The organism is Polyangium spumosum (assembly GCF_009649845.1).
Taxonomy (GTDB): domain Bacteria; phylum Myxococcota_A; class Polyangia; order Polyangiales; family Polyangiaceae; genus Polyangium; species Polyangium spumosum.
Window position 1 is genome coordinate 13,979 of the sequence record NZ_WJIE01000022.1, and the last position, 23,002, is coordinate 36,980.

Genomic DNA, 23,002 nt, shown 5'->3' on the forward strand with positions numbered 1-23,002 from the left:
CTCTGACGTTCGGGTCTGGCTTGGCAAGTGCGCGCGTGATGGTGCACATTGCGCCCGCCATGAAGCCTTTGCTCGTCACCAGCGCGCTTCCCTACGCGAACGGCCACATCCACCTCGGGCACGTGCTCGAGTACACGATGACGGACATCTTCGTCCGGTACCAGCGCATGACCGGGCGCCGCTGCATCTACATCTGCGCGGACGACACGCACGGCACGTCGATCATGATTCGCGCGCGCAAGGAAGGTCGCTCCGAGGAGGCGGTGATCGCGGACATGAGCGCCGCGCACCAGCGCGACTTCGCGGACCTCATGATCCAGTTCGACCACTACGGCAGCACGAACTCGGCCGCGACGCGCGAGGTGTGTCACGAGATCTGGGCCTCGCTCCGGAAGAACGGGCGCATCGCGACGCGCGAGGTGACGCAGCTCTTCGATCCGCAGGCGGGCACGTTCCTCGCCGACCGCTTCGTGAAGGGCGCGTGCCCGCGCTGCGGCGCGCCGGACCAGTACGGCGATAGCTGCGACAAGTGCGGCTCGACGTACACCGCGACCGAGCTCGTCGAGCCGAGGAGCGTGCACACCGGCGCGCGCCCCGAGCTCCGGAGCGCCGAGCACCTGTTCGTCGCGATCGAGCCCGACCACGCCTTCCTCGCCGAATGGACGGCCGCCGAGGGCCGGATGCCGAGGGAGATCTCGAACTACCTGGCCGGCCACTTCCTCGCCGAGCCCTTGCGCGACTGGGACGTCTCGCGCCCCGCGCCTTATTTCGGCTTCGAGATCCCCGACGCGCCGGGGCATTACTGGTACGTCTGGTTCGACGCGCCGATCGGATACGTGGGCACGACGCGCGAGTGGTGCGACAAGAACGGTGAGTCGTTCGACCGGTGGTGGCGCTCCGACGAGACGGAGATCGTGCACGTCATCGGCAAGGACATCGTTTATTTCCACACGCTCTTCTGGCCCTCGATGCTGAAGAGCGCGGGCTATTCGCTGCCGAGCCGGGTGCAGGTGCACGGCTTCCTCACGGTGAACGGCGAGAAGATGTCGAAGAGCAAGGGCACGTTCGTCATGGCGCGGACGTACCTCGAGCACCTCGATCCGTCGTACCTCCGTTATTATTTCGCGAGCAAGCTCGGCTCGCGCGTGGAGGACTTCGACTTGAACCTGGACGAGTTCGTCCAGAAGGTGAACGCCGAGCTCGTGAACAAGATCGTGAACCTCGCGAGCCGCTCGTCGCGCTTCGTGGCGAAGACGGGTCTGTCCGCGAGTTACCCGGACGACGGCGGGCTCTTCGAGGCGGCGGCGAAGGCGGGCGCGGAGATCGGCGAGGCGTACGCGTCCTTCGATTTCGCGCGGGCGATGCGGCTCATCGTCTCGCTCGCGGATCGGGCGAACGAATACGTCGATCGCGTGGCGCCCTGGGCGCTCGCGAAGCAGCCGGGCAAGGAGCAGGAGGTGCAGAACGCGTGCACGGTGGCGCTGAACCTCTACCGGCAGATCGTCCTGTACCTCGCGCCGGTCTTGCCGAAGCTCGCGGCGGAGTCGGGGGAGCTCCTGCATTGCGTGATGGATCGGCTGGACCTCGCGCAAAAGCCGCTCGTGGGCACGCCCGTGGCGCCGTACAAGCATTTGATGAAGCGAATGGAGATGGATGCCGTGAACAAGATGATCGAAGCGAGCCGCGCGGGTGAGCCGGGCGAGGCGCCGAAGGCCGAGGCGGCCCCGGAGGCGGCCGAGGCGGCGCCGGCGAAATGGGACGACGCGGGCGACGCGCTCGCGAAGGAGCCGCTCGCGCCCGAGTGTACGATCGACGATTTCACGAAGGTCGACATGCGCGTGGCGCGGATCATCGCGGCCGAGGGTGTGCCCGGGGCGAAGAAGCTGCTCAAGCTCACGGTGTCGCTCGGCGGCGACACGACGCGGCAGGTGTTCGCCGGGATCAAGGCGTATTACGACCCGAAGGATCTGCTCGGGCGGCTCGTGATCGTGTGCGCGAACCTCGCGCCGCGGCAGATGAAGTTCGGGATGAGCGAAGGAATGGTGCTCGCGGCGGGCGACGGGCAGAGCGTGTTCGTCCTGTCGGCCGATTCCGGGGCGAAGCCTGGGATGCGGGTGCATTGAGCGGGCGAAGGGGCCGTCGAGGCCCCTCGGCCGCCGTTACTTGAGCGGCGGCGGCTCGTACACGCGCTTCACGTCTGCGCCGCCCGCGAACGCATACGATCCGGCGCTTCCATACCCGTACGCGATGATCCCGAAGGGCTTGTCGCCCGAGAGCCGGTGCACGCCCGGCGCGAGCGGGCATTTCCGGGAATGGTACGTCTTGCCCTCGACCATACCCGCGGGCTCGATCTGGCAGAAGTTCGTCGTGGCGCCGTCGAGCGTGATCTCCGAGCCAACCTCGGCCGCGATGACCACCCAGTTCTGCGACCACGAGTTCGGCGTCGGAATGACGTATTCGGTCCGGAACTGCTCGATCGGCGGGAAGACGGTGAGCGAGGGATCGCCGAGCGCGGGGCCGTCGACGTATCCGTTCGAGACCTGGATCTGGCCCACCATGACCGGCTTCGTCGCGCCGACCACGAAATTGTCCTGCGCCCACGTGGTCTTCACCTCGCCCGCCTGGAGCGTGAACGAATCGAAGGGCGGGGGCAGGTTCGTCGTGACGGTCGCGTCCTCGGCGACGCCGAGGAATCGAATGACGTCGGGCTCGCGGTAGCTCGACGTCGAGCGCACGGGGCTGCGCGTGATCACGTACCGCGAGCCGACGGACTCCACGGGGAACATCTGCTCTTCGAGGTGATCGAGGCAGCACGTGCTGCCATCCTCCCACCCCGGCGGCTTCGGGACCTCGACCGAGCCCGGCGCGCCCGTGGTCTCCACGCCGGAGAAGACGGCGACCGGCAACGTGGCCGTGACGATCGTGGACGAGAGATCGGTCATCGTCGCGGGATCTTCCTGGAACGTGCCGTCGTCGGTCTCGAGGTTCAATACGTCGAACGGATTGAGCGTGACCTTGATCTCGCCGCCGGCGGGCGTCGCGGCGACGGGCGGGTTGCCCTTGATGCGCCAGCTCGGCTTGACCGTGACCAGGGTGTTCGGCCTGGTGCCGACGACGGTCACGTACGAGCGATCGATGATCTTCCCGATGCCGGGGAACTCCGTGGGGATGGGGTGGCCCGCGGGCCAGCCGATGACGCGATAAATCTTGCCGAGCCCCGTCGTCGGCAGGAGGAGCGAGGCGTCGTTCGAGAAGGCATTCTCGAAGACGTTGAACTGATACACGACGATCGGCGTCGACGAGGTGATGCGGTACGCGTTCGAGGAAAGGCACGTACCGGGGGAGTTGGCGTCGTTGGGTTTGACCCCGCAATCGAGCTCGCGCGTCGGCAGGGGCGCCGTGAAGAGCTCGCCGGGCTTGACGTCCACGCCGATCACGAGCTTCGGCGTCGCGGGCATCCCGAGCGGCGCGTCGTTGAGCTCGATCACGACCTTCGCCGTGGCCTGACCGGGGTTCGAAAGCACGACGCCCCAGGGCGCGCTCGCCGGGTCGTTGCCCCCGAAGTCCTGCTGATCGAGGTCCACGGCCCAGAACTCGCAGCCCACATTGGAGGGTTGATCGGCGGCGACGTCACAAGCGCCGGTACATTGCCCATTGGAGCAGCCGAACCCCGCGGCGGCGTCGCAGACCTCGACGACCTCGCCCGTGTCCTTGCCTTCCTCCGAGCAGCGCCGGACCTCGTTGCCCACGCAGGTCGTGGCGCCGGGCTGGCAATCGACACAACCCACGTTCGGCGCGCATACGCCGGACTCGCAGGTGACGACCGCGCCGGGCGTGCCGTCGGGATTGCAGGGCGTGAAGAGGGCGCCAAAGCATTGACCACAGCCGCTGCTGCCGCCGCCGCCGCCGCCGGCGCCGCCGGAGGTCGTGGCCGTGCGGTCGCCGCCGGCCGAGCAAGCGAAGGGGATCACGAAACATGGGAGGAGAAAGAGAGCGAGCAGGGTGCGCATGCGCGGGAGAATGCCACGGTTCGGCGCGTTCGGGATCGCCGTCTCGCGCGCCTCGCCTGGAATTCCGGGGCGTCAACCTTCGAGCGCGCGGAGGAGGCCGAGCTCCAGCCGGTGGCCCGAAGCGTCCACCCCGGCGGCGACGAGCGCGTCGTCGTAGCCCGCCTCGACGGCGTCCGCGGCGCGCGCGAGGAGCGGCGAACGGGAGGGCAAGAGGTCGCTCCTGCCCTCGAATGCGTCCCGACAATCCTCGGCGGAGCACGAATGAAAGGCCCGGCAGCGCAGCGGCCGCGCCGGGTGCACCGAGCAGAGGCCACGCGCGTCGAGCAGCGCGCAAGGGATCCGCGCGGCCCAGCGCGCCTCGTCGGAGAGCGGCTCGACCCGCGCCACGTGCGCCGCGAGCCGCTCCTTCAGGGCGCACAGGGCCTCCGGGGCGAGCGAGCGGCAGAGCCACGCGGCGACGGCCAGGATCTCGGCCGCGGTCGCATACGCGTGCACATGACAGCAATACGAGCAGCCGGCCGCGCAGGCCGGGGCGCGGGCGCTCTGCACGCGTGACGTCTCCCGCTCCATGGCCGCGTGGGCCACGAGGGCCGCCGATTCGAGGTCCGCGCGGTCGAGCGAGCCCGTCACCTCGGCGGCGACGCGGCCGCGGATGGCCTGATCTCGTTGCGAGAGGACGCGGAGGGCGCGCACGGCCCGGGTTTTACGCCCCGGGCTGCGGCGCGTCAAATCACTTCACCTCGGCGGAGTCGACCCGGAAGGTGGTGATCGCGGAGATGTCGGTCGTCGCGCGGAACTGGACGCGGACGGTCTGGCCGCCGTAACCCGCGAGCGAGAGGCTCTTTTGCGTGTAAGCGCCGGCCGCGGCCTTGTTCAGGTTGCTGTAGGTGGCGAGCGTCTTCAGCAGCGCGCCGGAGGTGCTCCGGAGCTCGACGTAGAGCTTGTCGTATTGCTGCGTCGCCGTGGTCTCGGACGAGCTCACGTTCAGGTGAAACTCGAGCGTCGGCGAGGCGCCGGCGGGGATCGTGATCTGCTGGTACATCGAGCCCGAGACGCTGTTCGCATATCCGAGATACGCGTATCCCGTGCCCGCGTGGGGGAAATTGCCGTTGCTCACGTACAGCGCGCCCGCGCCGCTCGCCACCCACGGGCTCACGCTGCCCTCGAACGCGCCGTTCGTGAGCAGGTTCGTCCCGCCGCCGCCGCCGCCGCCGCCTGCGCCCGGGCATTCTCCGACGCCGACGGCGCACCAGGCCCTCTGCGTGGAGACGTATTGTGCGCTCGAGGCGCCGAAGATCGCGCCTGCCGCGCTCAGGGTGGCCTGGCGGGCGCCGGCGAAGTTCGTGTTCGAGGTCATGTAATCGACGAGGGCCTTGTACCAGATGCGGCCCGCGTCGTCGGCGCCGATGCCCGTGACCGTGACGCCGCTCAGGTGGTGCGTCCCGCCCTTGGCGAGCAGGTAAAACGCGTGGTTCGGGATGCCCGAGTTGATGTGGACGCCGCCGTTGTCCTCGGTGCCCGTGTACCGCTCGCTGTAATGGTCCGGATCGTCGTCCGACGTGTAGCCGCCGTCGCCCGCCAGGTGCGGGTCGTCCAGGTAACGGAGCGCGTCGCCGGCGGCGCCGGGCGTATAACAATCCTCGCCGATCCTCCAGGTATCTGCGCTCTCGCCGAAGACGTGCCGCTCGACGAGCGCGCCGAAGACGTCGGACCACGACTCGTTCAGCGCGCCGGATTCGTTCTCGTAAGTGAGGTTCGCCTCGTACTCCGTCACGCCGTGCGCCATTTCGTGCGCGGCGATGTCGAGGGAGACGAGCGGCGAGAACGTCGCGCCGTCGCCGTCGCCGTAGACCATCTTGGTGCCGTCCCAGAACGCGTTGTTGTAGGCCGAGCCGTACTGGACGACCGAGCTGATGAGGCCGGCGCCGCCGCTCGCCGCCCCGTACACCACGGGGCCGCCCGCGCCGTCGATGCCATTGCGGCCGTGGACGTCCTTGAAGTAATCGAACACCATCGCGGCGCCGAAGTGGGCGTCGATCGCGACGCGCTGGCTCGTCGCGTTCCAGACGTCGTCGGTGTCGGCGATGCGATAGGCCGTGCTCGTACCATTGTTGTACGTGAACGTCCCGACCCTGCGCGTGAGGTCCTCCGTGTAATACCGGCCGCTCGCCAGGCTCGTGCCGATCGTCACGGTGCCGCTGTAGAGCGTGGTCCCCTGCGCGGTCTGGAGGTTATCGTAACGGTGGATCTCCTCGCCGCTGTGGGCGTCGATGAAGATCACCGGCATCGCGGTGCCGCGCGTGTCGTCGATGCGGCGGAGTTTCACGCGATAAGCGAGGTAATCCTCGCCTTCGCGGCGCATCACGAGCAGATCGGCCTCGGGCGCCGCGGTGATACACGACGCGCAGGCGTATCGAGCGAGCGCCGCGCGGATCGCCTGCTCTTCGCTCAGGGTGGGCTTCACGGAGAGGCCGCGGCGGATGTGCTTCACGAGGCCGTCGGTCACGCGGTGGAGGTCGCCGTTGGGATCGAGGTGCACGATCGCCTCGCCCTCGAAGACGGGAACGCCCTTGAATGTCTGCTGGATCCGGGTGTGGGCGAGGGAGAGCTCGTCGATCCGGACGCGCCGGACCTCGAAGTCCTCCGCGCTCTCGAGGCCCAGCACCTCGGCGTTCACGGCGATGTGCGCGCGGCTGATCGCCTCGGCCAGCGCGCGCTCCGCGGCGTCGCCGCCGGGGGTGAAGACGGGTTTGCCCGCGTTCGCCGCGGCCTCCTCCTCCGCCGGCGCCTCGGAGGCCGCGCAGCCGGCGCAGAGCAAGAGCAAAAGACCGCAGGACCTTCCTCCGAGACGATGTGCACCAAGCGTCAGGCGAATTCGTGCCAAGCGAACCTCACTTCCCGTGGATGAAGGAACGTTCAGAAATCCGCCAGCCTACGATGCACCGGATCCGTGACGCGTGGCGACATCATCACGAAAAGCTTTCCACGTTGTCGGGGGTCGCGGTAAGATTTCCGATCGACCCCGGAGCGCACCGTGAACATTCGATCCATCACCGGTCTGCTGTTGTTATCCTGCTCCCTCGTCGCGTGCGGGGGGGAGCCGGATCCTCCGCCCGGCTCGGGCGGCGCCGGTGGAATGGGCGGCGGCGCGGGCGGAATGGGAGGCGCGGGCGGGGCCGGCGGAATGGGCGGGGTCGGCGGAATGGGCGGCTCCGGCGGCATGAGCGACGCGCGTGTGGTCGTCGGCGTGATCCAGGCGCCGAACGAGCTTGTCTGGCAAGCGGCCTCGGTGCACGTCGTGGTGAAGGTGGACGGCGTGGTGGTCCGGGACGCGACGATAGGCACGGGCGTGCCGGCGCCAATCGTGTTCCCCCAGGAATTCGAGCTCGAGGGCCTCGCGGACGGCGCGCTCGTGGAGGTCTCGGTGGAGACCGATTTCGACGGGACGGGGCAGGACGTGCATCCGCGCCTCGCGAGCACCCGCGCCAAGGCGGGCAAGACGCCCCTGCTCCGGGTCACGCTGAGCCATCAGGGTTGCGGCGCGGGTTGTGGCGCGGGCCTGACGTGCAACTGGGGGCGTTGCCTGGATCCTCATCTCGCGCCGGAGGTCCTGGAGGCATATTCGTCCGACTGGGCGAAGTATAGCTGGTGCAAGCCGAAGGACGCGGGCGCGCCGACGCTCATGCTCGGGCAAGGCGACGCGATGTGGAGCCCGCTCTCGGACCAGGACACCTTGCACGTCTGGCCCGGCGATCAGGGCGGGCACCACATCTTCGCGGCGCTCCGCACGCGAAACTTGAAGCAGATGGCCGTCGTCAAGGTCTCCGGGATGCTTTCGGACACGGGCGAGGTGCTCGGGCCGGTGCAGTCGATGCGCGTTTTTCCGGACAGGCCGGCGCAGGGGTTCTGCGAGGCGACGGGGATCCTCTTCCAGATCGACACGAAGCTCCCGATGGCGGAGCTCGTCGGCAGGCAGGTACACCTGAAAGCCGAGGTCTCGGACGCCGACGGGGCGGCCGTCGTGGAGCAGAAGACGGTGGTGATTGGATCGCCCTGACGAACGGCCAGGGATGACTTGTTCAGCGGAGGATCGGAGGACTTGGTGATGAAGCGTGACAAGCTTGTGATAGGGGCGGCTCTCTCGCTCGTGCTCTCGGCGTGCGGGGACGGGACGACGGGGACCCCGTCGGGGACGGGCGGATCCGCCGGTGCGGGCGGAATGGCCGGGGCGGGTGGAATGGGCGGCGCGGGAGGAATGGGCGGCGCGGGAGGAATGGGCGGCGCGGGAGGAATGGGCGGCGCGGGAGGAATGGGCGGCGCGGGAGGAATGGGCGGCGCCGGAGGAATGGGCGGCGCGGGAGGAATGGGCGGCGCCGGAGGAATGGGCGGCGCCGGAGGAATGGGCGGCGCGGGCGGCGGCTCGATGGGCCTTCAGTTCGTCGTCGACGGCTCGTATCCCGCCGCGGTCGGCGCGGGCAATACGGCCGTCCGCGCGGGCGACATGGATGGCGACGGCAAGCTCGACCTCGTGGTCGCGAATCCATCCGGCGGCTTCCTCGGCGTCCTGCGCGCCTCGGAAGGTGGCTCGTTCCAGGAGGTGCAACGCACGAATTTCGCCTCGCTCGGCAGGAACATCGGCCTCGCCGACATGAACGGCGACCAGAAGCTCGACGTCGTCGTGACCGTCAGCGGACAGAGCGAGGCCACGGGCGTGTTCGTCCTCCTGAATCAAGGGGACGGCACGCTCCTCGCGCCCGTGCAATACGCCGGCAGCGTCACCACGATGGGCGCCTTCGCGGCGAAGGACCTCGACGGCGACGGTGATGTCGATCTCGTGGTCTCGCGCGACTTGAACGGCATCGACGTGTTCAAGAATGCGGGCGACGGCACGATCGCACTCTCGGCGACGTTCACGGTGGGCGGCGCGCACGCCATGCTCGGGCTCGCGCTGGGCGACCTCGATGGCGACGGGAACGACGACGTCGTGACGACCAGCACGGCGAGCGCGAACGTGATCTGGTTCTTCAAGGGAATGGGCGACGGCACGTTCGCGGCCGGAGAGACGCGGCCGGCGCAGCGGTCGGATTCGATCGCGCTCTTCGACGTCTCCGGCGACGGGATCCTCGACCTGGTCGTGGGCCCGAGGGCGTACACCGCGGGAGGGTATGGCGTCCTCGTGAACAACGGCGACGGGACGTTCGCGCCCATGGTGAAATCGGCGGCCTCGGAGTTCAGCAGTATCGCCGGGGTCCTCGACGTCGACGCCGACGGCGCGCTCGACCTGCTCACGACGGATCCCTTCGGGGGCGCGTATTCTCTGAGAAACCTGGGCGGCGCGGCGTTCGACGCGCCGGTCGAGATCGCGGCGGGGCGCCTGCCGAGGGCCCTCGCGATGGGGGACGTCGACGGAGACGGCCACACGGACCTCGTCGCGGGCAACAACGGCCCCGGGCTCTCGATCGTGCGGAGCGACGGAATGGGCGGCTTCTTGCCCCCGACCGGCATACCCTACGGCGGGGGCGCCCGCAAATCGGTCGCCGCCGATTTCGACGGCGACGGGCGAAAAGACATCGTGTTCAGCCATCTGGCGGCGGTCGATACGATACTACGAGGAATGCCCGGCGGCGGGTTCGAGATCGCCGGATCCCACGAGGTGCTCGAGGTTCCGATCGGCCTCTTCGCGTTCCAAGCGGACGCGAACCCGGGCGCGGACCTCGTCGTCGTGCTGCCGGGCGGGACCGACGAGGGGTACATGGTGCAGACATTCCCGAATACGGGCGGCCTCTCGTTCGGGCCCGGGATTCCATCCCATTCGGGTTATATCGGCGCTGAGGACGTGGGCGTGGGCGACACGGACGGCGACGGGGATCTCGACGTCCTGGCGGTGGCCGATCCGAACAACGGCGGCACCTCGCTCCGGAACAACGGCGATGGCACGTTCTCGGAGGCGGAGCCGCTCTACACGGACGGGGTGGCGCTCGCCGATTACAACGAAGATGGGAAGCTCGACTTCGCGGGAGCGGGCGAATTCGTGGTCTTCGTGGAGCTCGGCAACGGCGACGGGACCTTCGCGAGCCCGCAGGAATTTCTTATGGTGGACGACATCATCGGGGAGATGGCGGCGGGCGACGTGAACGGCGACGGGCACGCGGACTTCGTGGCGATGCACGCCCAGAAGGACGGCGTGTCGCTCATGCTGGGGCAGGGCGACGGGACGTTCATCGGGACGACGTTCTCGCTGGGCCTCGGGACCGGGCAAAACCCCCTGCTCGAGGATCTCGACGGGGACGGCGACGACGATCTCGTGGTCCTCGCGGGCGGGCGGGTGAACGTGCTGCTCTGGGACGGCGATTTCTTCACGGCCGGGCCCATGATCGGCGAGGTCTCGCGCCCGACGTCCGTGTCGGTCTCGGACGTGACCGGCGACGACCGGCCGGACCTGCTCGTGACGTCGAATGCGACGAACGCGCTCGTCGTCCTGCGCAACGTGCCCTGAAATTTCGTCCCACCGGGCCGGGGAGCTTTGCTAGGATCGTCCCGGCCGATGTCCGAGAAATCCGAAAAGCTCCCCCTCGTCGCCTACCACACCAGCACCGGAGAGCCGCCCGAGCTCGTGCCGGGGCCCATCCAGCGGCAATGGATGAACGACACGCGGGACGCGTTCGCGAACCGCTGCCTGCCGCTGCTCATCGCGAACCAGGCCGGCTGGCTCGTCCTGTCGCCGCACACGGTGCGCGCGATCTGGGACGGGACGGGCTCGCTGAAGAGCGTGTGTATCGAGAACCTCGAGGGCCCGCAGCCCTACCTGGCCATGAGCCATTTCGGGCACGGGATCCTGACGTTCTCCATTCCGTTCCTGTTCCGCACGCCGCCCGGATACAACCTGCTCGTGCGGGGCCCGGCGAACATGCCGAAGGACGGGGCCTCTCCGCTCGACGGGATCGTCGAGACGGACTGGAGCACGGCGACGTTCACGATGAACTGGCAACTGACGCGGCCGCAGCACCCGGTGACGTGGAAGCGCGGCGAGCCCATCGCGATGCTCGTGCCGATGCGCCGCGGCGAGCTCGAGTCGTTCGAGCCGGAGCTACGAGGCCTCTACGACGACCCGGAGGAAGCGAAGGCATACCTCGAATGGCGGAACAGCCGCTCGCAATTCATCAAGGAGCTGCCGATCGAGGGCTCGACCGCGAACCAGGCCGAATGGCAAAAGGACTACGTGCACGGCCGCGCGCCGGACGGGACGATGGCGAAGGAGCACCAGCGCAAGCTCGCATTGAAGGCCTGGCGGAAGGTGAAGAAGGCGTGATCGAGCGCCTCGCCGACGCAATCGTGCACGGCTTCGGCCCGCAGCGGAGATCGACGCGGAGCTCGAGGCGCTGAAGAAGAAGGTGGGGAGGAAGTAGGGGGCGGGGCGCGGGCGCCCGGGGGAGCGAGGTTCGGTCAGGTCGAGCCCATCTCCGCCTCGAGCTCGGCCTTTGGCTGGGTGAGGCGGATGCGACGAGGGAACGCGGCCGGGGGCACGCGTGTGCGAATCGAGCGGGCGCGGTTGCGGGGAGGGTGTTGCGTCGACGCAAAAGGGGCCAACACATCGACATGGAGTGTCTTGAACCGGTTCGAGGCAGGTCCCGCGGAGTGTGGGGGGTGTCTTGAACCGGTTCGAGGCAGGTCCCGCAGCGTGTTTGAGGTGACTTGCGTCGGTTCGAGGCACCTCCAACAGAGTGTTTGAGGTGTCTTGCGTCGGTTCGAGGCAGGTCCCGCGGAGTGTGGGGAGTGTCTTGAACCGGTTCGAGGCAGGTCCCGCAGAGTGTGGGGCGTGTCTTGCGTCGGTTCGAGGCAGGTCTCGCAGGATCCAGGAGGCTTCTTGCGTCCCCGTGGATCACGCTGATCGCGGAGAGCAGCGCGCACCATCCGATCTTCGTCTTCAATCCGCGGGTGGGGTCGAAGACCCGGTACATGATCCCGACCGAATACAGCAACCACCCTTGCGAGCCTGTGCCGCCGGATCCGAAGCCGCCTCCGCCGCTGAAGCCTGTTCCTGCGAAGCGGCCTGCGGCGAAGGAAGCTGAGGACGAAGGTGGAGGGCGGGGCGGCGAGGATCCCGTGGACGACGAGAGGCCCGTCGAGGAGCGCGTCCGCGAGAAGTTGATCACGCAGCCGAAGGAGGAGGAGAAGCCACCGCCGTCACGCCTCGCGAAGCTGCGGCAGGAGCCGATCCTGCCGCGTGAGGGCGTCTTGTCGAAGGAATCGATCCTCCCGAAGCGCGAGGAGAAATGGGTTGACCAGGAGCACGGGCTCGTCGACCGCGGCGGCGTGTTGCCGAAGCTCGTCGATGTTCCGGAGCGGAAGCCGCTGAGCGTAAGCTCGTGTGAACAGACGAAAGAGGGCTGCCCGGCGCGGAAGAAGAAGACGCGAGCCGGGGCCATTCTGGAGCAGGTGGTGATCGCGGGGGCGATCTTCAACCTGCAAATGAATGAAAACCTGCATCGCGCCGACGGGAAGGAATACGGAATCGTCGGCGGGATGAACGCCGACGGGCCGAACGACCCGCGGCTCCAGGCTGCGGCCGCGGCGGTGTTGTTCTCGCCGGTCTCGATGGCGGTCGGCAACAAGTTCATGAAGGCCACGTCGGAGGCCTTGAAGCGCGGCGAGAAGGTGATCATCAAGGACGTGAGTGGGCTGTCGGAGGATGCGGCGAAGTACCTGGCGGAGGAGTTCGGCGAGGAGCTGACGCAGGCGATGGCGGAGGCGGGCGTGGTCGGGCCGTATCGGGTGATGCGGCACTTCACGGCGAAGTACAAACGGAAGTGGCAAGCTCACCACATCTACGAGACGGCGAGGATGGAGAAGATCGGCCTTGATGCCCTGGATGGGCCGTCGGTGATCCTTTCGAGCCAGGAGCACCAATTGTTTACGAACAAGCTTCGCGATGCTACGAGGGGGATCGCAGAAAGAGACCTACCGAAGCTCTGGACGGCTTACCAGGGAGTCTACAAGTTGAAACCGCACTGGCTGAAGGCCATGGAGCATTATTTCGTGGATTGATTCGAGCGAAAGCGCAGGGCATCGTCAATGAAAACCAAAGTTCGGCTGCACTTCGATAGCAACGATGTCCCGGGTGGGGAACAGACCGTCCTCTCGCCCTCGGGCTGCGGGCCCGACGTGGCGGAGGTACAAGAATGGCCAGTCAGGAGGCAAGTCGTCGAGGTCCGACTGGACGCGGATGACCCTCGCCTGCCCCTCCTGCAGAAGCTTCTCCTCGCCTACAAGGTCGACTGGTTCGAGGATCGCTGGGACGAGTACACGGACGAGGAATTCGAGGCCGCCCCCCTCATCCTTGCGGGCGGCACCTGCGAAATAGACGTCCTCGGAGGCCCTCGGTTCGGCACGGACTACGACATCTCGAACGCGTGCGGAGCTTGTGGCGCAGGGATGCGGCAAACCTCCGCGTACGTGCTCGATGGCACCAGCAGGGACAGCATGCCGAAGCTCGGGCAGTTCCGCGTCGTGGTCAGCTATAACGAGATCCTTGTCGACGAGCGGCTCGCCGAGACGCTCGAGAACGCCGGGCTCTCGGGGCTCTCCTTCCGGAGCGTGTACGCAAGGCAGAAGGACATGCGGCAGACCAAGCTGCCCTGGAGGCAAATGTGGGCGTCGCACACGCTCCCCCCGATGTCGCCGCGCTCGACGGGCGTCGAACGGAACAAGGTGTGCAAGACGTGCGGGCGCGGCAAGTTCAACACCTCCACCAAGGAGCCCTTACGACTCGCCTACCACGCTCGGGACCTCGTCGGAGCCCAGGACGTCAACCGGATGTGGGAGCGCTTCGGGATTGCCCGGTGGAGCGGCGACCTGAAGACGGCCGTCTTGTGGCAACCCGATTTCCTCGTCTCCCCCAAGGTCTGGCGTATCTTCAAAGACGCAGGCGTCACCGGGTTCAAGTGGCTGCCCATCCGCGTCGTCGACGACGAATGATCGATGGCCTCCCACCCCGCTACCATCCCCCCGCCGTGAACATCGTCACCCTCTCGATCCCGGCCTTCTTCCTCCTGATGGGCCTCGAATGGCTCGCCGGGCGCGTCAAGGACCGGCGCGTCTTCCGCGGACCGGACGTGCTCGCCAATCTGCTCCTCGGCTCCGCGCAGACCCTCTTCGGCGTGGTCGCGGCGGGCTTGCTGCTCGGAAGTTACCTCCTGCTCTACGAGCGGCGCTTCTTCGACGTCTCGCCTCGCTCGGCTTCCCGCCCGCCATGTTCGCCACGGCCGTCGGGATCGATACGGTCTATCAGTTCTGGATTCATACCGAGCTCGTCGGCAAGCTCGGGCCCCTCGAATGGGTGCTGAATACGCCCTCCCATCACCGGGTGCATCACGGGTGCAATGGGCGGTATCTCGACCGGAACCACGGGGGCATTCTCATCGTCTGGGATCGGCTCTTCGGCACGTTCGAGCCCGAAGCCGAGACACCGGTGTATGGCACCGTGAAGCCCGTCGCGTCGTGGAACCCGCTCTTCTGCACCTGGGCGCCGCTCCGCGACATCCTCGAGACGGCCGCCCGCGCCCCGCGGCGCTCGGCGGGCTCGGGGGCGTGCTCGAAGGGCGCGCTTGGGCAAAGCCGCTCGAGGCCACGAGGCTCGTCGCCACGCCGCTCGTGCTCTGGATGCTGGTCGGATGAGCGATTTCGATTGACTCGCTCGACGTGGGGCGTGACGCGTCAGAGGGTGTTCCACAGGCTGCTGCGCGGCGCGATGCGTCGGTCGGACTCGCTCAGCGTACAAAGTACGCCTCGCTCGCCCTCCCTAGCCTCGCGCCGCTCGCGACGCCTGTAGAACACCCTCTCAGCCGACGCGGATCTTGGCGTCGCCGCGCTGCCGGCCCGTCAGGGAGCGGACCTCGATGCGGTAGACGCCCGGGGCCGACACGACGAACTCGATCGGCGGAGGGCTCTGCGGGGCGCCCGTGGGCGGATCACGCACGAGCGTGTCGAGGATGTTCGCGCCCGAAGGCGAGAAGACCTTGAGGGCGTACGGCGGGACCGACGTCTCGCTGGGGACGAAGACGAGCGAGAGGCGATCCCCGGCCGAGATCTTGTCGAAGAAGGGCATGGTGCCGCGGCTCGAAGATCGGGCCGGATGGCAGAAGATCTCGATTTCGCCTGAGCTCTCGATCGGTCCTGACATGTTCTCGGTTTCGCCCCCGAGAGTGCCATGGAGGCCCGGGGCGACGAGAGGACGCTAGCAGCCTTGGGGCTTCGTCATCAAGCCCCGTCGACGCGGCGCGCGCTCCCCTGGTAGTATCCGCGACGATGCCGCAAGGCCTCGCCTCCGCAGCCGCACGAAGACACGTCGGGCGCCCCTGCGAGGGATCGAGCGGGCGGCGCGTGGACCGTCACGCGATCAAGCCCCGTACCCGAGGAGAACACGAAGGAACATGGATCAGCGCGCGCTCCAGCGATCGTTAGGCCCGAAGACCGCGAGCGCGGACCCGATGATCGGAAAGGTCGTCGCAGGCCGCTACCGCCTCGAGACCAGGATCGGCGAGGGCGGTATGGGCGTGGTGTACCGCGCCCGCCACGTGCTCATCGATCGGGTGGTCGCGCTCAAGCTCATACGGCCGGATCTCCGCGGCGAGACGCACCTCCGCGCATGGATGCTCCGCGAGGCCCGCGCCGCGAACCGGGTGGATCACGCCCACATCATCGACATCCACGACATCGGCGAGACCGAGGAGGGCGAGCTCTATCTCGTGATGGAGTACCTCGTCGGCACGCCGCTCAGCGCCGAGCTCGCGCGAGGTCCCATGCCGATCTCGCGCGGCGTCGACATCCTCGAGCAGATGTGCGCAGCGCTCGCGCGCGCCCACGACCTCGGCGTCGTGCACCGCGATCTGAAGAGCGACAACATCCTCCTCACCCAGCGCGGCGGCCGGAAGGACTTCGTCAAGATCCTCGACTTCGGCCTCGCCGCGATCGCCCGCGACCCGCGCCTCGCCCCGAAAGGCGCGGTCTTCGGGACACCGGAGTACATGTCCCCGGAGCAGGCGCGCGGCGAGGAGGCCACGCCCCACGCGGACCTCTACGCGCTCGGCGTCCTCTTCTACGAGATGCTGACGGGGCAACTTCCTTTCAGGGCCAACGATCGCGAGACGCTGCTCGAGATGCAGCGGACCGCGATCCCGAGGCGCCCGCGCTCGATCCGCCCCGACGCGCACCCGCAAGGCGAGACGATCGCGATGCGGCTGCTCGAGAAGGACATCCGCAAGCGCTACCGCGACGCCCACCATCTCCAGGAAGAGCTCAAGGCCCTGCAGCGCAGCCTGCCGAGCACGCCGTGGGAGATCGAGTCGGGCGGCGAGGCCGTGCCCGCGCCGCCGCCGCCGCCGCCGCCGCAGTCGGCAGGCGTGACCGAGTGGGCGAACCGGACGGCGCTCTTCGCGCGTATGGCGGCGCGCGCGTATCCGGCGGGCAACGCGCCGCCCGACATCCAGACGGCGCTCGCGCAGCTCTGGGAGCTCGCGGCGAAGGCGAACCGCCTGGAAGGCGAGGTCGCGAGCCACACGCGCAAGCTCGAGGCGCTCGAGCGGCGCGGACGCGCGCTGCGCGCCGAGATCGGCCGCAAGGTCGAGGAGCTCGCGCACGAGGAGTCACGCGTGATGCGCGAGGCGGGCGCGGACGGCGAGGACGTGGACAAGGTCCGCGGCGAGCTCGCGCAGGCGGAGAAGCTCGCCAGCGAGGCGAAGCAGCTCGCGGACGGCGCGGCGCGGCAGGGCGCGTTTGATCGTTCGGTCTTCGAGCGCGCGGGCGCGACGGCCGCGACGGTGCAGGCGAAGCGCGAGCAGCTCGCGCGGTACGAGTCGAAGAAGAACACGCGCGAGACGACGGCGCGGGATCTGCGGCGCCAGATCGACGAGCTCCGCGGGCAACTGACGCGGTACGCGGAGGCGCTCGAGGAGGATCTCGGGCAGGGCCGCGAGAAGGTCGCGCAGCGGACGCGCGAGGGCCTCGGCTTCGAGAAGGCCTTCAGCGACGCTTCGAACCTCCTGCTCGCGCACCTGCGCAACAAGCCGGAGTGCCGGGACCTCGTGGCCGAGCTGCTCACGGCGAACAAGGACGCAAACGCGGTGCCGAGCGAGAGCGGGGAGCCCAAGGTGTCCCTCGAAAAACGCCCCGGGGCCTGAGCTTCCCCACGATCCACCCGGCGAGGGGCTTCGCTCGGACAGCCCGAGTGAAGCCCCCGGAGCCTCTTCAGGGACCGGCCTACAGCGGTCCCGCTCTCCAAACAAAAGAAAGATGACGGGGAAGGCGCGCTGTGGTAGTCAGCGCGCGCCTCGGCGGGGAAAACCGTCGAGGGCGAGGCTGTGCTGAAGCGTCGGCGTCAGGGCTAGCGGGTCGTTCTTCGACGGAGCCTGCGCCGCGGGGGAGAACCCCGTCGGTGCCCGCTCATCCGCGACTCACGCAGGCGGCCAACCCCTCGGAACCTGGGAGATCACCGCGGGGCGAAGCCTCGCTCGGCGGTCTCCTCGTTTGAAGGAGGCACACCGTCATGAACGTAGAGGGTTCTTCGCGCCCAGGTGCGGCGCGAGCGTGGCCCGCGCGCGCCTTGGCCGTCGTGGGCGCGCTTTTCGCCATCGCCCTGGCTCGTCCCGCGAAGGCGGACGAAGCTTCGCTGGTTCTGCCCGATCTAGGCTCCGTTTCCTTCATGGGGAACACGGACGGACGCACCCTGCTCTTCGCGGGCATGGGGATCTGCGCGCTCGGCCTGATCTTCGGGATGACGATCTACATGCAGCTCAAGAAGATGGCCGTGCATCGCTCGATGCTCGAGATCTCGGAGCTGATCTACGCGACCTGCAAGACGTACCTGATCACGCAGATCAAGTTCATCATCCTGCTCGAGGTCCTCATCGGCCTCGTGATCGCCGTCTACTACGGCTATTTCAAGCACTTCGACGTCGGTCGTGTCGCGCTCATCCTGTTCTGCAGCCTCGTCGGCATCGCGGGCAGCACGGGCGTCGCCTGGTTCGGCATCCGCATCAACACGTTCGCGAACAGCCGCACGGCGTTCGCGAGCCTCCGCGGCAAGCCCTTCCCGACCTACGCGATCCCGCTCAAGGCAGGCATGAGCATCGGCACGGTGCTGATCAGCGTCGAGCTGCTCGTCATGCTGATCATCCTGCTCTTCGTGCCCGGCGAGTACGCGGGTCCGTGTTTCATCGGCTTCGCGATCGGCGAGTCGCTCGGCGCCTCGGCGCTGCGCATCGCCGGCGGCATCTTCACGAAGATCGCGGACATCGGCTCCGATCTCATGAAGATCGTCTTCAACATCAAGGAAGACGACGCGCGTAACCCGGGCGTCATCGCCGACTGCACGGGCGACAACGCGGGTGACTCGGTCGGCCCGAGCGCCGACGGCTTCGAGACGTACGGCGTCACCGGCGTCGCGCTCATCTCGTTCATCCTGCTCGCGGTCGCGGACGTCAAGACGCAGGTCCAGCTCCTCGTCTGGATCTTCGTGATGCGCATCATGATGGTCGTGGCGAGCGTCGTCAGCTACCTCGTCAACGAGGCGATCGCGAAGGCGCGTTACGGCGCCGTCGACAAGATGAACTTCGAGGCGCCGCTGACCTGGCTCGTGTGGCTCACCTCGTTCGTGTCGCTCGGCCTCACGTTCGTCGTTTCGTACCTGCTGATCCCGAACCTCGGCGACGGCACGCTCTGGTGGAAGCTCTCGCTCATCATCAGCTGCGGCACGCTCGCGGGCGCGATCATCCCCGAGGCGGTCAAGATCTTCACCTCGACCGAGAGCAGCCACGTGCGCGAGGTCGTGACCTCGTCGCGCGAGGGCGGCGCGTCGCTGAACGTCCTCTCCGGCATGGTGGCCGGTAACTTCAGCGCTTACTGGCTCGGCATGGTCATCGCGGGCCTCATGGGCATCGCGTACCTGGTCGCGCTCCAGGGCCTCGCGACGGTCTTCACGTCGACGATGGCGGCGCCCGTCTTCGCCTTCGGCCTCGTGGCCTTCGGCTTCCTCGGCATGGGCCCGGTGACCATCGCGGTCGACTCCTACGGCCCGGTGACCGACAACGCGCAGAGCGTCTTCGAGCTCAGCGTGATCGAGTCGATCCCCGGCATCAAGGAGGAGATCAAGAAGGAACACGGCTTCGACGTCGACTTCGAGAAGGCCAAGCACTACCTCGAGGAGAACGACGGCGCGGGCAACACCTTCAAGGCCACGGCGAAGCCGGTGCTCATCGGCACCGCGGTCGTCGGCGCCACGACGCTGATCTTCTCGATCATCCTCGAGCTGCAGGCGGAGTTCGGCGTGGTGGAGGCCATCCAGCGCCTCAGCCTCATCAACGCGCCCTTCCTCCTCGGCCTCATCCTGGGCGGCGCGGTGATCTACTGGTTCAGCGGCGCCTCCTGCCAGGCCGTCGTGACCGGCGCCTACCGCGCGGTCGAGTTCATCAAGGCGAACATCAAGCTCGAGGGCTCCGAGAAGGCGAGCATCGAGGACAGCAAGAAGGTCGTCGAGATCTGCACGCAGTACGCGCAGCGCGGCATGATCAACATCTTCCTCGCGGTCTTCCTCGGCACGCTGGCCTTCGCGTTCCTCGATCCGTTCCTCTTCATCGGTTACCTCATCTCGATCGCGCTCTTCGGCCTGTATCAGGCGCTCTTCATGGCGAACGCCGGCGGCGCCTGGGACAACGCGAAGAAGCTCGTCGAGGTCGAGCTGAAGGAGAAGGGCACGCCGCTGCACGCGGCGACGGTCGTCGGCGACACCGTCGGTGATCCCTTCAAGGACACCTCGTCGGTCGCCATGAACCCGATCATCAAGTTCACGACGCTCTTCGGCCTGCTCGCCGTCGAGCTCGCGATCAAGATCCCGCACACCACGAGCCTCGTGCTCGCGGGCGTCTTCTTCGTCGCGTCGACGATCTTCGTGTGGCGTTCGTTCTACGGCATGCGCATCAAGACGGACGTGAAGGCCGCTGCGCCCGCAGCGCACTGATCTGTCCCGTCTGACGGGCCGCCACGAGCGGTCCTGGCCGAGCGCCCTCGCTCCTCGCGGAGCGGGGGCGTTCGCTTTTTCGAAGCGAGCGTTACGCCTTCGAACTATAAATCAGGCCATGCGAGCTCTCTGCCCGTCGTGCGGTTTCCACCACGAGGTCGTCCGCGTGCTCGAAGACGGGCACGGCGAAAGCCGCAAAGACGTCTACCAGGTCGCGCCGCTGCCCGAGTGTGACCGCACGTGGCTCAGCGAGCAGGACCTGCTCGACGCGCGCGCGCGCCACGGCCTCGAAGCGATCCTGCACGAGGACGACGACGTCTGATCAGAAGATGACGGGCAGGAGCACCTTCACCTGCGCGCCCTGGGGAGGCGCGGGGAAGCGGAAGGTGCCGACGACCTGCGCGACGCAGCTCGAGAGCTCGCGCGACCAGAAGCTCTGCTCGGGGACCCAGACCTCGATCACGCGGCCCGCGTCGTCGATCGTGAACGAGAGCGTCATGCGGCCGCGGACGCGGCTCGCGCGTTTGCCTTCGAGCAGGTAGCAGTCCTGCACGTCGTTGTGATGATCCGCGAGGATCCGCTGCACGACGTCGTCGGTCAGCGGGCCGGTGATGGTGGCGGCCTCGATGCGGGCCTTCACGCGCTCGTGGGGGCGGCTGCCGCCGTAGTCGTAGCCGCGGCCTGCGGTGCCGATCGTGCCGAGGCCGCCGATGCCCTCGGCCGTGCCGCCGCCGCCCCTGCCGATCCCGCTGAGGCCGAGCCCGCCGAAGCCGGCGCCGCCCCCGCCGACGAGGCCGCCGACCACGCCGCCCTCCACGCTGTCAATGCGCGCGGACGGACCGCCGAGGACGCCGAGGATCCCGTAGTTGGCGGCGTCTTCGAGCGCCTTCCTTCGCGCCTCGCCGGGGTCCTTCTTGGCCTCGGCGACGACGGGTTTGTCTGCGGCCCTGGGCTTGACCGCGTCGCCGACCATCACGACGGGCTCCGGGCCGCCGGGGCGGGCGGCGCTGCTCGCGCAACCGACGACGAGCCACGCCGCCGCTGCGAGCGCCACCAAGCGAGCCTGAGTGTGCATGAAGAGGAGGGTAGAAGCGGGGGACGGGGGCGTCAACGCGTCACGCGGCCGTCGACGCGCTCTGCTCCTTGGACTTGCCCGCGGCGTAGAGCGCGTCGATCTGCTGGCCGTAGCGCTGCCAGACCACGCGCCGCTTCACCTTCAGCGAGGGCGTGAGCAGGCCGTTCTGCGTGGTGAAGTCCTCGCTCGTCAGCGTGACCTGCTGGATCTTCTCGAAGCCCTTCCACTCGGCCGAGTACTTGTGGATCTCGTCCATCACGAGCTGCCTGACGCGCGCGTTCTCGCACATCGCGTCGTCGCTCTCGAGCGAGAGCCCTTGGCCCTGCGCCCACGTCTTCACGGCCTCGACGTCGATGGCCACGAGCGCGACGTTGTAGAGGCGGTTGTCGCCGTAGACCATCGCGTTGAGGATGTAGGGCGAGAGCTTGAGCTGCTCCTCGAGCGGCGCGGGCGAGACGTATTTGCCGTTCTCGAGCTTGTACTGCTCCTTGATGCGGCCCGTGATGTAGAGGAAACCCTCGTCGTCGACGTACCCGAGATCGCCCGTGCGGAAGCCACGATCCTCGGTGAAGACCGCTTTGTTCTCCTCGTCGCGGTTGTGGTAGCCCTGCATGATGTTCGGGCCGTGGATGATGATCTCGCCCTGGTCCTTCTCGCCCGCGGCCTCCTTGTCGATCACGATCTTCACGCCCGGGATCGCCTTGCCGACGCTGCCGATGCGGTGCGCGCCGGGGCGGTTGGCCGTGGCGATCGGGCTCGTCTCCGTGAGGCCGTAGCCCTCGTAGACCGTGATGCCGAGCGCGTCGATGAACTCGGCGACCTCGCGCGAGAGGGCCGCGCCGCCGCTGAAGGCGTACTTCATGCGGCCGCCGAACTTGGCGCGGATCTTCGAGAAGACGAGCTTGTCGGCGAGCGCGAGCTTGATCTTCTCGCCGAGCGAGAGCGAGCCCGGGCCCTCCTTGCGCCGCTTCGTGGCCGCGGCGATGCCGGCCCTGAAGAGGGACTGGATGGCCTTGGGCTTGGCGGCCATCTGCTTGTTCACGCCGTCGTAGATGCGGTTGAAGATGCGCGGCACGCTGCAGAGCATCGTCGGCTGCACCTCGGCGAGGTTCGCGACGATCTTGTCGACGCTCTCGGCGAGGGCCATCGCGCCGCCGAGCGAGAGCAGGGCGTGCAGCTCGCAGGTGTGGCCGAACGAGTGCGCCCACGGCAAGAACGAGAGGCTCCGGTCGTCGGTGACGAGCGGCAGGATCTCGTGCACGGCGTTGATGTTCGAGGCGATGTTGCCGTGCGAGAGGATCACGCCCTTGGGGTTGCCCGTCGTGCCCGAGGTGTAGATGAGGCACGCGGTGTCGGCGGGCGTGGGCCGGATGGCCGGCGCGGGGCTCTTCGCGCCCGCCTCGAGCAGCGCCGCGTAGGACGTCTCGTCGCTCTTCGGGCGGGTGAGGCCGATGATGTGCTTCAGCGAGGGCGCCTTCTCCGGGATCTCCTTGGCCTTCTCGTAGATCTCGTCGGTCGCCGCGATGAGCGCGACGGCCTCGCAGTCGTTCACGATGAAGGCCCACTCCTTGGGGAGCTGCGCCTCGTACATGGGCACGAGCGCGGCGCCGAGGCCGTAACAGGCGTAGGCCGCGACGGCCCACTCGATGCGGTTGTTCGAGATGATGGCGACGTTGTCGCCGCGCTTCACCCCGAGCGACGCGAGGCCCGCGCGGAAGTCGTCGACGAGCTTTCCAACCTCGCCGTACGTGGTCCACACCCACGCGCCGTCCTTCTTCACGCCGAACAGTTCCTTGTTCTTGAACTGCTTCACGGAGCGCTCGAACAGGTCCACGAGTGTCTCGAATTTCGCCGACGACATGTCCTCTCCTTCCGGGACCGGCATGATCGCGGCTCCCTTCGCCCGCT

Annotated in this window: 17 protein-coding genes; 11 read left to right on the forward strand and 6 right to left on the reverse strand. The window is 68.0% G+C overall.

Annotated elements, in window-relative coordinates; all coding sequences use genetic code 11:
- Positions 1-59: 59 nt before the first annotated feature.
- A complete protein-coding gene (metG, locus tag GF068_RS39035) occupies positions 60-2,123 on the forward strand; it encodes a methionine--tRNA ligase (RefSeq protein ID WP_153824647.1) in 2,064 nt (687 codons plus the stop codon).
- Positions 2,124-2,159: 36 nt separating this feature from the next.
- Here metG and GF068_RS39040 read toward each other — a convergent pair whose 3' ends face one another.
- From GF068_RS39040 to GF068_RS39050, 3 genes are all read right to left on the reverse strand, one after another.
- Positions 2,160-4,010: an IgGFc-binding protein gene (locus GF068_RS39040; RefSeq protein ID WP_153824648.1), complete on the reverse strand. Its 1,851-nt coding sequence runs from the start codon at positions 4,008-4,010 to the stop codon at positions 2,160-2,162.
- 72 nt (positions 4,011-4,082) lie between these two features.
- Positions 4,083-4,703: a YkgJ family cysteine cluster protein gene (locus GF068_RS39045; RefSeq protein WP_153824649.1), complete on the reverse strand. Its 621-nt coding sequence runs from the start codon at positions 4,701-4,703 to the stop codon at positions 4,083-4,085.
- Positions 4,704-4,740: 37 nt separating this feature from the next.
- Positions 4,741-6,834, reverse strand: a complete 2,094-nt coding sequence (locus GF068_RS39050) for a M4 family metallopeptidase (RefSeq protein WP_153824650.1) — start codon at positions 6,832-6,834, stop codon at positions 4,741-4,743.
- A gap of 210 nt (positions 6,835-7,044) precedes the next feature.
- Here GF068_RS39050 and GF068_RS39055 point away from each other — a divergent pair, with 210 nt between their 5' ends.
- From GF068_RS39055 to GF068_RS47520, 7 genes are all read left to right on the forward strand, one after another.
- A complete protein-coding gene (locus GF068_RS39055) occupies positions 7,045-8,067 on the forward strand; it encodes a hypothetical protein (RefSeq protein ID WP_153824651.1) in 1,023 nt (340 codons plus the stop codon).
- Between the two features lie 48 nt (positions 8,068-8,115).
- Positions 8,116-10,506: an FG-GAP repeat domain-containing protein gene (locus GF068_RS39060; RefSeq protein ID WP_153824652.1), complete on the forward strand. Its 2,391-nt coding sequence runs from the start codon at positions 8,116-8,118 to the stop codon at positions 10,504-10,506.
- A gap of 48 nt (positions 10,507-10,554) precedes the next feature.
- On the forward strand, positions 10,555-11,319 hold the full coding sequence (locus GF068_RS39065) for a DUF6065 family protein (RefSeq protein WP_153824653.1): 765 nt from the start codon (positions 10,555-10,557) through the stop codon (positions 11,317-11,319).
- Positions 11,320-11,966: 647 nt separating this feature from the next.
- On the forward strand, positions 11,967-13,055 hold the full coding sequence (locus tag GF068_RS39070; RefSeq protein ID WP_153824654.1) for a hypothetical protein: 1,089 nt from the start codon (positions 11,967-11,969) through the stop codon (positions 13,053-13,055).
- Between the two features lie 27 nt (positions 13,056-13,082).
- Positions 13,083-13,985 carry a hypothetical protein gene (locus tag GF068_RS39075; RefSeq protein ID WP_153824655.1) on the forward strand — a complete coding sequence of 301 codons (903 nt, stop codon included), beginning with the start codon at positions 13,083-13,085 and terminating at the stop codon, positions 13,983-13,985.
- A gap of 35 nt (positions 13,986-14,020) precedes the next feature.
- Positions 14,021-14,353, forward strand: a complete 333-nt coding sequence (locus GF068_RS45835; RefSeq protein ID WP_240808080.1) for a hypothetical protein — start codon at positions 14,021-14,023, stop codon at positions 14,351-14,353.
- Positions 14,260-14,838 (forward strand): sterol desaturase family protein, encoded by a 579-nt coding sequence (locus GF068_RS47520; protein ID WP_240808081.1) that lies wholly within the window; start codon positions 14,260-14,262, stop codon positions 14,836-14,838. The genes GF068_RS45835 and GF068_RS47520 overlap by 94 nt, the downstream gene beginning before the upstream one ends.
- A gap of 9 nt (positions 14,839-14,847) precedes the next feature.
- On the opposite strand, the gene GF068_RS39085 is transcribed toward GF068_RS47520, so the two are convergent.
- On the reverse strand, positions 14,848-15,114 hold the full coding sequence (locus GF068_RS39085) for a hypothetical protein (RefSeq protein WP_153824657.1): 267 nt from the start codon (positions 15,112-15,114) through the stop codon (positions 14,848-14,850).
- A gap of 325 nt (positions 15,115-15,439) precedes the next feature.
- On the opposite strand from GF068_RS39085, the gene GF068_RS39090 reads away from it, so the two are divergent.
- The 3 genes from GF068_RS39090 to GF068_RS39100 all read left to right on the forward strand — a co-directional run bounded on the left by GF068_RS39090 (position 15,440) and on the right by GF068_RS39100 (position 20,341).
- Positions 15,440-17,185, forward strand: a complete 1,746-nt coding sequence (locus GF068_RS39090) for a serine/threonine protein kinase (protein ID WP_153824658.1) — start codon at positions 15,440-15,442, stop codon at positions 17,183-17,185.
- 365 nt (positions 17,186-17,550) lie between these two features.
- A complete protein-coding gene (locus tag GF068_RS39095) occupies positions 17,551-20,019 on the forward strand; it encodes a sodium-translocating pyrophosphatase (RefSeq protein WP_153824659.1) in 2,469 nt (822 codons plus the stop codon).
- A gap of 118 nt (positions 20,020-20,137) precedes the next feature.
- Positions 20,138-20,341 (forward strand): hypothetical protein, encoded by a 204-nt coding sequence (locus GF068_RS39100; RefSeq protein WP_153824660.1) that lies wholly within the window; start codon positions 20,138-20,140, stop codon positions 20,339-20,341.
- On the opposite strand, the gene GF068_RS39105 is transcribed toward GF068_RS39100, so the two are convergent.
- Both GF068_RS39105 and GF068_RS39110 read right to left on the reverse strand, forming a co-directional pair.
- Positions 20,342-21,094 (reverse strand): AgmX/PglI C-terminal domain-containing protein, encoded by a 753-nt coding sequence (locus tag GF068_RS39105; protein ID WP_153824661.1) that lies wholly within the window; start codon positions 21,092-21,094, stop codon positions 20,342-20,344. It abuts the gene before it with no gap.
- Positions 21,095-21,134: 40 nt separating this feature from the next.
- Positions 21,135-22,979 carry an AMP-dependent synthetase/ligase gene (locus GF068_RS39110; RefSeq protein WP_240808082.1) on the reverse strand — a complete coding sequence of 615 codons (1,845 nt, stop codon included), beginning with the start codon at positions 22,977-22,979 and terminating at the stop codon, positions 21,135-21,137.
- Between the last annotated feature and the right edge of the window lie 23 nt (positions 22,980-23,002).

Excerpts from the sequence above, each read along its gene's own strand:
- metG (WP_153824647.1), top strand. The coding sequence starts at position 60 with ATGAAGCCTTTGCTCGTCACCAGCGCGCTTCCCTACGCGAACGGCCAC.
- GF068_RS39040 (WP_153824648.1), bottom strand. The coding sequence starts at position 4,010 with ATGCGCACCCTGCTCGCTCTCTTTCTCCTCCCATGTTTCGTGATCCCC.
- GF068_RS39060 (WP_153824652.1), top strand. The coding sequence starts at position 8,116 with ATGAAGCGTGACAAGCTTGTGATAGGGGCGGCTCTCTCGCTCGTGCTC.
- GF068_RS39065 (WP_153824653.1), top strand. The coding sequence starts at position 10,555 with ATGTCCGAGAAATCCGAAAAGCTCCCCCTCGTCGCCTACCACACCAGC.
- GF068_RS39070 (WP_153824654.1), top strand. The coding sequence starts at position 11,967 with ATGATCCCGACCGAATACAGCAACCACCCTTGCGAGCCTGTGCCGCCG.
- GF068_RS39075 (WP_153824655.1), top strand. The coding sequence starts at position 13,083 with ATGAAAACCAAAGTTCGGCTGCACTTCGATAGCAACGATGTCCCGGGT.
- GF068_RS47520 (WP_240808081.1), top strand. The coding sequence starts at position 14,260 with ATGTTCGCCACGGCCGTCGGGATCGATACGGTCTATCAGTTCTGGATT.
- GF068_RS39085 (WP_153824657.1), bottom strand. The coding sequence starts at position 15,114 with ATGCCCTTCTTCGACAAGATCTCGGCCGGGGATCGCCTCTCGCTCGTC.
- GF068_RS39090 (WP_153824658.1), top strand. The coding sequence starts at position 15,440 with ATGGATCAGCGCGCGCTCCAGCGATCGTTAGGCCCGAAGACCGCGAGC.
- GF068_RS39095 (WP_153824659.1), top strand. The coding sequence starts at position 17,551 with ATGAACGTAGAGGGTTCTTCGCGCCCAGGTGCGGCGCGAGCGTGGCCC.
- GF068_RS39100 (WP_153824660.1), top strand. The coding sequence starts at position 20,138 with ATGCGAGCTCTCTGCCCGTCGTGCGGTTTCCACCACGAGGTCGTCCGC.
- GF068_RS39105 (WP_153824661.1), bottom strand. The coding sequence starts at position 21,094 with ATGCACACTCAGGCTCGCTTGGTGGCGCTCGCAGCGGCGGCGTGGCTC.
- GF068_RS39110 (WP_240808082.1), bottom strand. The coding sequence starts at position 22,979 with ATGCCGGTCCCGGAAGGAGAGGACATGTCGTCGGCGAAATTCGAGACA.